The sequence below is a fragment of the Yersinia sp. 2540 StPb PI genome, assembly GCF_052217165.1.
Lineage (GTDB): Bacteria > Pseudomonadota > Gammaproteobacteria > Enterobacterales > Enterobacteriaceae > Yersinia > Yersinia enterocolitica_E.
In genome coordinates this window covers 2,161,399-2,174,572 of the sequence record NZ_JAZGQC010000001.1, presented here as the reverse complement: position 1 = coordinate 2,174,572, position 13,174 = coordinate 2,161,399, and the positions used below count along the sequence as shown (strand labels likewise).

The window sequence follows — 13,174 nt, the reverse complement described above, 5'->3', positions numbered from 1 at the left end:
ACTGGAGTCATGATGGAACTTCGCAACAAAAAGATTTCTTTAGATCACTTTATGTCCGAACGTTTTCACGTCTTACAAACGTGGCACACCGGCAAAGACGTTGAGAAATTTGAGGATGGCGTCAAGTATCAGCAAACAATTCCTGAGTCGAAAAATTTTGCCAAAGCGCTGTTTGAAGCTGACCGCCAAGGTATTACCTTAAGCCAACCTCGTGCCGGGGTCGCATTAATCGAAGAACATATCGCGCTGCTGACCGCGTTGCAAAAAGATTGCGACCTCCTGCCTACCACGATTGATGCCTATACCCGCCTTAATCGTTACGAAGATGCGGCCATCGGCATCCAAAAATCTATCGAAGCAGGGACATCAAAACTCAATGGTTTACCGGTCGTCAACCACGGTGTAACAGCTTGTCGCAGCATTACTGAAAGTTTGTCTAAACCGTTGCAGATCCGTCACGGAACACCTGATGCACGGCTGCTGGCCGAGATAGCAATGGCCAGTGGGTTTACCAGCTACGAAGGCGGCGGGATCTCCTACAACATTCCTTATGCAAAACGCGTAACGCTGGAGAAATCCATTCGTGACTGGCAGTACTGCGATCGCTTGATTGGGGTATATGAAGAGCATGGTATTCGTATTAACCGCGAGCCATTTGGCCCATTGACCGGCACCTTAATCCCGCCGTTTGTGTCCCATGCGGTCGCGATTATTGAAGGTTTACTCGCGCTGGAACAAGGTGTCCGGTCTATCACCGTGGGCTACGGCCAGGTGGGTAATATTGTGCAAGATATCGCGGCTATCCAATCATTACGCGAGCTGGCTCATGAGTATTTCCACGCTAATGGCTACGACAATTACGAGTTGAGTACCGTGTTCCATCAATGGATGGGGGGATTCCCGGAAGATGAGTCCCGTGCATTCGCGGTTATCTCTTGGGGGGCCGCAGTAGCGGGGATGGCTGGTGCTACCAAGGTAATTACCAAAAGCCCACATGAGGCCTACGGGATCCCAACTGCCGAGGCAAATGGTCAAGGATTAAGAGCCTCGAACCAAATGCTGAACATGGTTCGTGACCAAAAATTCCCACCTTGTCTGGAGGTTGACCGCGAGGTTGATCTGATTAAACGCGAAGTTCGCGCCGTTATGAACAAAGTTCTGGAGCTGGGTCAGGGCGATATTGCGATAGGTACCGTACGTGCCTTTGAAGCGGGAGTCCTTGATGTGCCATTTGCCCCCGCCACCTGTAACTCTGGCAAGATGATGCCCATCCGCGATAACCACGGCGCAATTCGCGTCTTCGATCCGGGTTCAGTACCCCTGCCTGAAGATGTACTGGCACTCCACCATGATTTTGTTGCTGAACGCGCTAAAGAAGAAGGCCGTGTACCTTCATTCCAAATGATTATTGATGACATTAACGCTGTATCCCACAGTAAATTAATAGGAAGACCATAATGAAAATCAAACACGCTCTGTTCACCGCAGGTTACTCATCTTTCTACTTCGATGACCAACAAGCAATCAAAAATGGCGCGAAATTGGATGGGTTTATCTATCAAGGCAAGCCGGTGACTGAGGGATTCACGTCCATTCGGCAGGCAGGTGAATGCGTCAACATCCAATTAATTTTAGAAAATGGGGCCGTAGCAGTGGGTGACTGTGCCGCAGTGCAATACTCAGGCGCTGGTGGTCGTGATCCTTTGTTTATCGCAGCAAATTTTGTTCCTTTCTTAGAAAAACATATCAAACCCCTACTGGAAGGGCGCGATATCAGTGAGTTTCGCCTGAATGCCCGTTTCTTTGACGACGTGACCATTAATGGCAAACAGCTACATACTGCCATTCGTTACGGCCTTTCTCAGGCATTGTTGGATGCCACTGCGTTAGCCACCGGGCGTTTAAAAGCCGAGGTAGTGTGTGACGAATGGCATCTGCCGCTGGTTGCCAAACCTATTCCGCTGTTTGGTCAAAGTGGCGATGACCGTTATATCGCCGTGGATAAAATGATCGTTAAAGGCGTCGATGTTCTGCCACATGGTCTTATCAACAACGTTGATGAAAAACTGGGGCGCAATGGCGAAAAACTGCGTGACTATGTGAGTTGGTTAGCCAAACGCGTGGCTGAACTGCGCGTTGATCCTAACTACAAACCGAATCTGCATATTGATGTTTACGGCACCATTGGCCTGATTTTTGACATGGACCCAATGCGGTGCGCCGAGTACATCGCCAGTCTGCAAGAACAAGCCGGCGATCTGAGTCTGTATATCGAAGGGCCGGTTGATGCAGGCAATAAACCAGACCAAATCCGCCTGTTAACTGAAATTACCCGCAATCTGGCAAAACTCGGTTCGAAAGTCAAAATTGTGGCCGATGAATGGTGTAACACCTATCAAGACATCATCGATTTTACTGATGCGGGTAGTTGCCACATGGTGCAGATCAAAACCCCTGATTTGGGCAGTATTCACAACATTGTGGACGCGGTTCTTTACTGCAATAAAAAAGGGATGGAAGCGTACCAGGGGGGGACTTGTAACGAAACCGATATCAGCGCCCGCACCTGTGTGCATGTCGCTATCGCCTCCCGTCCGATGCGGATGCTAATCAAACCGGGGATGGGTTTTGATGAAGGGATGAACATGGTGTTCAACGAGATGTCTCGCACCATCGCGCAACTTAATGCAAAGGCTAACTGATATGTCTAAGACCTTTAAAATTCTCTCACCAACGGCCATCTTGGGGTACGGATTCCCGGAAGAGAGCTTTATGAAAGCGATGGAGGAGTCACCTGATTTAATCGCTGTAGATGCGGGTTCCTCTGATCCCGGCCCTCACTATTTGGGTGCCGGTAAACCTTTTACCGACCGCGCTGGAGTAAAACGCGATCTGCGCTATATGATAACCGCAGGGGTGAAAAATGGTATTCCTGTGGTTATCGGTACTGCGGGTGGTTCAGGGGCTGCACCGCACCTGGAGTGGTGTCGCCAGATAATTTTAGAGATTGCCAAAGAAGAATCGCTCAACTTTACGCTGGCTGTTATCCCTGCCGACGTCAGTAAAGAAGTGGTGCACGCCGCCCTTGATGCCGGCAAGATTCAGTCGCTGGATTTTGTCCCTGAACTGACTCATGAAGCCATTGATGCCACAACCTATATCGTTGCTCAAATGGGGATCGAGCCTTTTCAGGAAGCATTGCAAGCGGGTGCACAAGTGGTGTTAGGTGGCCGTGCTTATGATCCCGCCTGCTTTGCGGCGTTACCGATTATGAGGGGATTCGATGAAGGTCTGGCGTTGCATTGTGGCAAGATTTTGGAATGTGCTGCTATTGCAGCAACACCGGGATCAGGCTCCGACTGCGCAATGGGTATTCTGGACGAAACTGGCTTTACCTTAAAAACCTTCAACGAGAAACGTCAATTTACCGAAACCTCGGCCGCGGCACATACCTTGTATGAAAAATCTGACCCATACTTCTTGCCCGGCCCCGGCGGGGTGTTGAACCTGAAAGCCTGTCGCTTTGAAAATGTCGGCAACGGCCAGGTTCGTGTCAGCGGATCAGTGCATGAAAACACGCCATACACCGTGAAGTTGGAAGGCGCACGTCCGGTGGGCTATCGTACCCTGAGTATTGCCGGCACCCGTGATTCCATTATGATTGCCGGTATTGATAATATTTTGGTCGAAGTGCGCAACAGTGTCGAAAAAAACCTCAAAATCGATCCTGATGCGGTGAAGCTCAATTTTCATCTGTACGGCAAGAACGGTGTCATGGGCAAAATGGAGCCAGAGCCGGATACCACTTCTTATGAATTGGGTATTTTGCTGGATGTTGTCGCCCCGACTCAAGCCATGGCTGATAGCATATGTTCACTCGCCCGCTCTACTCTGCTTCATTATGGTTATGCCGGGCGAATAGCTACTGCGGGTAATTTGGCCTTCCCATTCTCTCCGTCAGATATTCGAGCGGGACTGGTTTATGAATTCTCCATTTATCATTTGATGGAATACACACCAGAAGTTGCATTTAAATTCCGCCTGGAAAATGTAACAACCGAAGGAGTGGTAGCATGAAAAAATCAATTTTAGATTTGGCACACGTTGTCAGATCGAAAAATGCCGGTCCTTATGAATTAGTGCTGGATATTTTATTTAAGGATAAAGAGATATATTCAAGCATTAAAGCGTCAGGGCAATTTAAAAAAGAACTGATTGCGCAGCTCTATAAAATTGACGCCAAATTTGTACACCGCATTGTTTGGTTCGATCCCGCCAATGCTGTCAAGGTGGTCATGCCGCGCAGCCTGGTATCGGGTGCAGTAGGCGATACTGACGTCTATGGTGCTCAGCAACATGCACCATTATTGAAACTCGAGTTTAGCATTTAGTATTTCATTAACTGTAGCAATAGAAAAAACACTCTAATAATCCGGTGCACTGCGCTGCGTCATTCGCTTCGCCCTGCACCGTGATTAATATAGAGGCAAATACAACATCAGCACTGTTATTAATTAAGTTTAGAGCAACGATACCACCCTACTTATAAATGGAATCCTTATGAAATCAAAAAATTTGACCACAATGATCATATTGGGTCTGATAATAGGTATTATTGTCGGATTTTTAATTAATTCCTTTAGCAGCCCTGAGTTCGCTAAATCATACTCATCTGAAATATCTATTTTCACCGATATTTTCCTGCGATTGATCAAAATGATCATTGCTCCATTAATCATCTCAACATTAGTGGTTGGGATTGCCAAAATGGGGGATGCCAAAACCTTAGGGCGCGTTTTCTCAAAAACGCTGTTCTTGTTCATTTGCGCCGCATTCATTTCCATTCTGCTCGGGTTGGTGATTGTTAACCTGTTAAGACCCGGGGATGGGATTAACTTCGTGGCGGAAACTGCCAGCGCTGTTGACGGTATCGCACCGGTACCATTCTCGGCTAAGGTGTTTATCTCACACGCTATCCCAACCAGTATTGTGGATGCGATGGCACGTAATGAAATCCTGCAAATTGTTGTGTTCTCTATATTTATGGGGATTAGCCTGTCCGCCATCGGTGAAAAAGCTACCCCTATCGTTTCGGTATTAGATTCGTTGGCACACCTGATGCTAAAACTCACAGGTTACGTCATGTTGTTTGCCCCTCTGACCGTATTCGCTGCCATTTCAGCCATGATTTCTGAGCGTGGCTTAAGTGTATTAGTCAGTGCCGGTATCTTTATGGGCGAGTTCTACCTCACCCTCGGCCTGCTGTGGCTTATTTTGATTGGTTGTTCAATCCTTCTGATTGGCCGCTGCACGCTGCGCTTAATTAAAGGCATCAGCGAACCTGCGCTGTTAGCTTTTACCACCTCAAGTTCTGAAGCGGCCTTCCCTGGTACGTTAGAGAAATTAGAAGAGTTTGGCGTATCCAACAAAATTGCCAGTTTTGTGTTGCCGATTGGTTATTCCTTTAACCTTGTAGGCTCCATGGCATATTGCTCGTTCGCGGTCATATTTATTGCTCAGGCATGTAATATCCATTTGAGCATGGGTGAGCAAGTCACCATGTTATTGATTCTAATGCTGACTTCTAAGGGCATGGCGGGTGTTCCACGTGCTTCATTAGTGGTTATTGCCGCAACGTTGAGCCAGTTCAATATCCCGGAAGCAGGGTTGATTCTACTGATGGGGGTTGATCCCTTCCTCGATATGGGCCGTTCTGCCACTAATGTGATGAGTAACGCAGTTGGTGCGGCATTGGTTGGGCGTTGGGAAGGTGAACACTATGGTGAAGGCTGCCGTGGCGTGGCAAAAGCGCGCACGGAAACTATCATGGTTAAAGAGATGGCGGTGATTCAAGAGACATTTACTCTCGAGGCGCAGGCCAAGTAATAGCCGCTCTCTGTTTGTTCCCGCTGAAAAAGCAAAAAGCCCAAGCTTGCAATAAGCTTGGGCTTTAAATTTGGCGCAAGGATGGTCTGCTAAAAAGAATGCGAATGCGAAACCAGGCAGCAATATCACGATAGCACTGGGTGTTACTTACAGATAAATGGTGCGTTGATTGTCAGAATAGCGCGCCGCTGGCGGGATGAATAGCAGTAACAATCTGATTTACGATGAGTTTGAGAAACGGGCCACTCTGATGGTGGCCCGTAAACAATGACTAAACTAGAAGTTATATTTAACGCCTACTACGGCAGAGGTATCACTGTAGCCTTTACCCCCCACTTGCTGACCAACGTTCATCCAGAGATTTAACTTAGGATTCCACTGGGCCTCAACACCAACTTTTAGCTCACCAATATTTCTAGTGCCATCTTGCTCAACTAACGTGCCACCCATATTGCCGCCAAAGCTCTTACTGTTATGGATCCAGTTAGCCTCAACGAAGGGTTCAAATACTCGCTGTTTACCTTTATCAATATCACTATAACCATTGATATAAGAACGAAGACCTAAGCGGGTCAGGATATTACCCTCACCTTCACTACTGATCTGGGTGCCACGTGCATCGCTGAAACTATCAGCTTTGACGCCCATCCAGACAATCTGAGCTTTTGGTTGCAGGTAAAATATTCTGTTATTTTCCGGCGATTCGCTCATTTTGAAGGTATAGCCCAGCTCGGCTGAGGCCGTGAAGCCGTTGGACTTATAGCTTTCACTGGCAAGGCTTTCACCGCTGACAGTATTGTTAAACCAGTTATACAGAACCCAGGTATCAACATAAGTGCCGTTCTTATCAGCATCATTATCATACCAAGTGCCATATAAGCCGGCGCTATAGCCATCAACCTTACCTTTGGACCCGATGCTGGTAACACCAGAGTTCGTGTTACTTTGCTGATTGGCATAACCCGCCATCGCGCCTAAATGCCAGCGATTGAGATTATCATCACTCCATTGAGCAATATCACCGCCTAACTGCAACACGTAACTATTACTCTGGGTTTTCAATTGACCAGAGGTATCACGGGAGCGGTTATGGCTACCAACCTGGCGCATCCACATACTGGTCACTTTCTCTTCGCCCGTTAAGGCATCGATATATTGGGTTTCACCTAAACGATCATGCAGTCGGGTCATAAATAAGGTATTGGCCCCAGCAATATTCGCTGCATAGCTGCTTATCTCAGGCCGTAAAACCGATGGTTTTGACAGATCTGTTGGCGTGGTCGGATCGGTCGGGCCACTGGTCAATTGGCTGGTCAAATACCAGTTGCCTGTATTCACCCCATTGCCACGACCTAAACTATATTCATAAGCCCCGGCAACGATACGGCCATCTTGTGTAAATGTACCGGCAGAGTCACCGCCAACATGCACAACCTCAATACCATTGAGCGTTTCAGCACCCTGACCACCCACATTCGCAACCGTCACTAAAGTATTACCTTGAGTGTTACCGTCAACAATGAGTTTATCTGTCAGTGAGTTGTCATCACCCAGAACAGTATTAAGATACAGATTGCCATTATTTCCCAGATAATCGCCACTGACATGCAGTTGATTACCGACGGAAGTTGATGCCGAACCAATATAGGTTGAACCGCTGTTAATGAGATTGCCGCCCACTCTAAAGGTCGTGGCAGGTGATAATGAACGGGTGAGCGCTCTATCGCCTACATATAACGACCCCAGATTATCGATATTACCGGCAACACCACCATAGCCTGACATAAAGCTATTATCGGCAATATTGACTTGCTGACTGGCTAAAGTCACAGATGTATTGCTATTGCCTAAGGTAATCCCACCCTGATTAATATCGGTCAGGCCGGTGTAAGTCACATTGCCCATTAAGGTCAGCACTGCCTGACCTAATTTAGTCAGGTCACCAACGCCACTGACATTATTTAACAGCGTCCAGTTAGAACGGGTATTCAATACCAACGCTCCATCATCTTCCACATCAGCACTGCCTAGATGTTGAGCCTGAGATGCGGTCAATACAGATGTATTATCAATCTGATAGCGTCCGGAGAATGATGCATTATCTCCTTGTAATACCGCCTGACTGTTGTTCAGTTTAACATCACCACTGTTGCTCAGATTATTAACGAAATGCCCTGTAGCACCCGTCAGATTAAGTTTACCGCCATTATCAATATCACCCGTACCTAAGCCGCTGATATGGTTCAGACTAACTTGAGCAGTATTAGCAATCTCAGTTTTGGCAGAAAGTTGATCATTGGCACCATTTACCGTTAGCGTATTATCCGCAACGGTCAACGTTCCTGCCCCGGTCAAATGACCATTAGAAACACCACCTTGATTGATAGTCAGATGACCACCACTCAAATTAACCCATGTTCCTAACGCGCTTTCAAGCTGACCAATGGTCTGACTAAAAGAGGCCATTTCAAATATGCTTTGATTGTTTAACTGCAATTTTTCGGTATTACCCAGAACGTTATTCGCGCCCATCGATAAGGTGCCGGAGCGAATATCAGTAACACCGGTATAGCTGTTGAGTGTATTTGATAACGAAACAGTATTTCCTGCACCGGTATCGATTGATAAATCTCCGCCACCCACTACTTTTGCACTAAGATCGGCGGCCGCACCTGTTTTCCCACCAGAACTCAGTGTTAAAGCATTTGCACCATCGCTCAATAACTCCACTTGGGTTAAGCCATAGTTCACAAACAAACCATCATTATTATTGGCGCCCGTGGTTAATCGATAATCGTAAGAACCATTAGCAACGTGCACACCATTTTGCTCGATGTCCGCCATTGTTTTATTGGTTATTACTGTATTAGTCCGATTATCAATTAGCTGTAATGCGCCACCGCTTCCGGTGACAACGCCAAGGGAGTCCGCCAGTTTGAGTAATAGATTGGCATCATCTTGCTCCATTAACGGGGTAACATCGGTCGATGGCGTTGATGGTGGCAGATAGTTTTGAACGCTTTCAATATTAATACCGACTTTGCCGGTACCTGTCAGGTCTAATACATTACTGGTCTGGATTTGACTTTTTTCCGGCTGACCCGGTGTTCCGGTATTGAAATTAACTGTGCCGCCGTCAAAAATTAGCCCGCCGATACTCTGTAGGCTATCACCAACGTAAGTCACACTATTTTGGCCTAATTTCAATGTGGCATCGGTTAGCGCTTGCGTATTGCCCTCTTTCAATTGGAAAGTACTGTGCCCCAAGGCAACCGTACCGGCAAAACTGTCAGCATAGTTATTCGTTGTGAAATCAAAACTCTGACCAGAAGTATTGACGCTCAGTAACCCAGTGCCCGATAAATGGCTATTAAAAGCCACAGCATTATTATTAACAATGGCAAGTTCACTGGTCGCATCAATGCTATAGCCAGTATCAGCGGCATCATCTTTAGCATCACCTAGTGTGAGTAAGGCGTTGTCTAATGTCAGCATCGAGTTATTTTTTAGTTCAATATCTTCCATGTTCAAAATGGTAGTTTCATTCAGAACACGATAAACAGAATTATCCAGTTGCAGGGTGTCGTGACCAACACCACCGTTTAGTGTATGGAATAAAGTATCTTGCTCACTAGCGGTGATATCTTTTAAGAAAAAGCGGTCATCACCAGCACTGGTTTTAAAGTCGGTGCCTTCGCTACCACTGACCAGCGTAATACTATTATCCTGGTCGTTGAGTAGATTGACCTGACCGCTGATAATGGCATTAGCCGCATTGGTAAATGCTACCGCAGGGCCAGAAAGCGTTTGCAGGGCTAATTGCGTGACATTTGCCGCTAAGATTTGGCCATAGTTAGTAAAGGTATTTACTTGACCATTATTGATATCAACAACCGAAACACCACTCACTGTGGACTTCGATTCAAGTTTCCCGTGCTGATTCACTGTATTACTGATACCACCAACGACTAAGGCTGAACCACCGGTTGCCTGATTAACATTAATATTTGCACCGCTGGTAACACTGGCAGATGAATTAGTTATCAAACCTTGCCCACTGGCTGAATTAACGTTAATCGTTAGCCCCTCAGTTCCCGCCAGGTTGAGCTCAACATCCGTTATTTTATTTCCGGCTATATTTTTCTCAAATAAGAAGCCAGTGCCGTTAGTTCCTTCAACATTAATCGTCACATTATCAGTCTGTGCCAGAGCTGTTGCTGTGCGTATACCCGCCCCAGTACCGACATTAATGACTGCATCGCTCAATTTGATATTACTAATTTCAGCCGTATTCTCTATACCATTACCACTTCCAAGCATATCAATAATTGCACGTTCGATAGCCAAACCTTTTGCGCCAGCTTGTAATAACACACCATGAGCTGTGCCTCCGGCTTTTGTTTGGCCCGTTCCATCCAGTGTCAGTGAAGCACCGTTATCGATTAAATAAGCTGCGGTTTCATCCGTCGCTTCAATCGTGCTGGTGTTATTTACTCGGGCGTTCTCACCTTTAATATGAACGGCAGTGCCTTTAACTTTTATGGCACCCTGATTATCCAATATTCCATTATCAACCAGCACCCCAGTTTTACCTGTTCCACTAGTTGAAAAATCAAGGCTACCTTTATGAAGCAGAGTCCCGCTGTTACGGGCAATATAGCCAAAAGCACCATCAACAGAATGTGCTGAACCTAATTGGGCATAACTGGTTAAAATAGAGTTAGTGCTGAAACTCTCCGGTACTTCCAGGCCATCAATGCCATAATATTTACCGTCAACAATGCCTGCTGTCGCACCATTACCTGCTACCCGGATAATATCGGCTGTTTCGGTAATTGTGCCGCTTGCGCCACCTTCCACGCGAATACCGGTAGAACCTTCACCGTTAACGTCGATTTTTAGTTTACCCGAAGTAAAGTTACTGGCAGTGCCGGTAGCATTATCCATTCCTGTCACTAAAAATAGAGTGGTATCTTTTGATTGGGCGGTTAGTTGCGAAGATAAATCAATAACATCAGAGCCGATAAAACTAGCCCCGCCATCCAGACGGTATAGTGTTGAACCCTTGGTGGTTAATGTTTGCGCCTGAGATGTGCTATTGAGAATCTGGGATCCCAGACCGTGAACGAAGTAGCCAATCTGGTTATCGCCATCAACGAAATTAACTTGGGCGTTACCTTTGACATCAATCTTGGCACCATTACGGGCATGTACACCGATGGCACCTTCACCTTTCAGATTAACTTGCCCCTCGATCTCTGCGGAAGCATCACTACCTTCAACCCATATACCAAAGTTTCGCGTGCCGTTAGAAATATTGGCACCACCTTCAATATTAATACTGCTATTCGAGCTGGTAGTTGCTGAGGCATTTTTATTGGTAGATAACACCTTTAAAGCAACGGCATTAACACCATTGAGTTCGATAAGACCATTATGATGAATATCAGTATCACCGGTGTTTTCAGCCCACATGGCGACATTTTGTAATGGATGAGTTGATGCATCACCATTAATGATGATTTGACCATTATTCGTCAGAGAGGTGCCGGCATTGTCTCCGGTCGCAATCATTCCAATGGCATTTTCGGTTTTGCTACCAATGGTAATGCGGCCATTATTGGTTGCATTACCTTCAATCAGGCGGATGCCCTGTTGTAAGCGTTTGTTGGCTGTATCACTCACATTTTCTGGATTAGCAATATCATATTGCGCAGCTCTGCCAATATAGATATGGCCGCCAGCTTCATTGGTAAACGAAGAACCCGTACCATCAATAATCGCCCCAGCAAGATCGGCATCAAGAAAATTATTATTAACGCCAATATTCATTATTCCGGTATTACTTGCTATCGCACCTGCCGCAGTCTTAATCAGATAATTGGTGTCGAGAACAGAACTGGCATTCTCCACATAGCTCCATCCGGCCAGATTCATAATTCCGTTATTAATAAAGCGCGCATTTGCCCCCTCAGCGGTGACAGCAAAGCCCTGAACATAAGCTAAATCTTGAGGATAGGGGTTAGGTGATGTGGTATCCCAATTATCACCTACGAGGTAGCCACTCGAAATAATACCGTTATTTGAACCAGTACTATCTTCCATTATTCTCATCAAATAATACTGACCGGAAAGTTGCCCCCCCTGTTCTACTTCAATGTGGGCACCATTTTTAGCTAGCATAGCGCCTAAATTATTGATTCGGGCATCTAACTGCCCACCATCTTTAATAACCCCTTTTGCACCATAACCATCGGCAACAATCACCGCGTTATCACCAATAGACATGGTAACTTCATCTCCAGGGGTGACTGTATAGTTGAAGCTACCTGTTTTATTTGTAAAAGTTACGCCCTGTGCTAAGGCATTATCATAGGCTTGCTGGGATTTTAATTGACCCTGTTTTAATGCCTGGATCAGAACATCATTATAGGCTTTTAACTCAACGTCATTATTGACAGTATAACTGTTGTTATCAAAGCCGATAAAAGTGCCCTGATAGTTTGGTATACTATATTCGAAATTAGTGGTCCCTACTCCAGCCTGTTCTGGGCTCCAGGCTTCGAATACCACCATATTTTTTGATGTCCATTCAACAGTGCTGTTATTCCCTTTAGCTACCGTTAAAAAACTTTGTTTCGCAGCAATTCTTATTTTGTTTTCAGCCGCGGTTGATGGCAACGCAGAATTACCCAGATTAATAGCTAGCGTGCCATTTTCGACTGTGCCGAAACGCGTGTTAATATATTGTTGCCCATTAACATCATGGGGAATGGCCGTAAACCAATAATTAGAGGCTCCCCAGTCTGACGAAGTGATTTTACTACTATCATAGGTTGCAACCACGATATTTGAGCCGGTAATATCATCCCATGTTGTCACGCCCTGGGTTTTATCACCCAACATTAAATGCTCTTGACCATTCGCGTCTGGATAAAGGTCACCAAACAGTTTGCCGGTATAGCCAGACTCACCTTGAATAATCGTAGATGCATCGCCTGTCAGTGTGATCCTGTCACCATTATTGACATAAACTGCACCAAACTCATTGTCGTTTGTCGTGGGGGAATATTTGTTGGTAATGGTGCAACTGCCATTATTACTGACACTGACTCCACCTTGAGTCCCGTCTACCGTTTGGCAACTCGAGGCGTTGGCGGCATTTGAAAAATACAATGCGCCACTGCAGGCAATAATGACGCCTACAGCGACTTTAGTAAGCTTAACTCCACTGATTATATTAACAATATTCATAAAGGAGTTATTTTTTAAATGGTATAAAATTGGC

The 13,174-nt window shown here is 46.0% G+C and carries 6 protein-coding genes; 5 read left to right on the top strand and 1 reads right to left on the bottom strand.

Annotated elements, in window-relative coordinates:
- Window positions 1–12 precede the first annotated feature (12 nt).
- The 5 genes from V1956_RS09800 to V1956_RS09780 all read left to right on the top strand — a co-directional run bounded on the left by V1956_RS09800 (window position 13) and on the right by V1956_RS09780 (window position 5,886).
- Window positions 13–1,458 carry a methylaspartate mutase subunit E gene (locus tag V1956_RS09800; protein ID WP_372559925.1) on the top strand — a complete coding sequence of 482 codons (1,446 nt, stop codon included), beginning with the start codon at window positions 13–15 and terminating at the stop codon, window positions 1,456–1,458.
- Window positions 1,458–2,702, top strand: a complete 1,245-nt coding sequence (locus tag V1956_RS09795; RefSeq protein WP_372559437.1) for a methylaspartate ammonia-lyase — start codon at window positions 1,458–1,460, stop codon at window positions 2,700–2,702. The genes V1956_RS09800 and V1956_RS09795 overlap by 1 nt, the downstream gene beginning before the upstream one ends.
- 1 nt (window position 2,703) lies before the next feature.
- A complete protein-coding gene (locus V1956_RS09790) occupies window positions 2,704–4,077 on the top strand; it encodes an acyclic terpene utilization AtuA family protein (protein ID WP_083158308.1) in 1,374 nt (457 codons plus the stop codon).
- Complete coding sequence (locus V1956_RS09785) at window positions 4,074–4,391, top strand: DUF4387 domain-containing protein (RefSeq protein WP_420071848.1); 318 nt, start codon at window positions 4,074–4,076, stop codon at window positions 4,389–4,391. Before V1956_RS09790 ends, V1956_RS09785 begins: the two co-directional genes overlap by 4 nt.
- A gap of 169 nt (window positions 4,392–4,560) precedes the next feature.
- Window positions 4,561–5,886 carry a dicarboxylate/amino acid:cation symporter gene (locus V1956_RS09780; protein WP_083158306.1) on the top strand — a complete coding sequence of 442 codons (1,326 nt, stop codon included), beginning with the start codon at window positions 4,561–4,563 and terminating at the stop codon, window positions 5,884–5,886.
- Window positions 5,887–6,162: 276 nt separating this feature from the next.
- On the opposite strand, the gene V1956_RS09775 is transcribed toward V1956_RS09780, so the two are convergent.
- Window positions 6,163–13,140 carry an autotransporter outer membrane beta-barrel domain-containing protein gene (locus V1956_RS09775; RefSeq protein WP_442825058.1) on the bottom strand — a complete coding sequence of 2,326 codons (6,978 nt, stop codon included), beginning with the start codon at window positions 13,138–13,140 and terminating at the stop codon, window positions 6,163–6,165.
- Window positions 13,141–13,174: the final 34 nt, after the last annotated feature.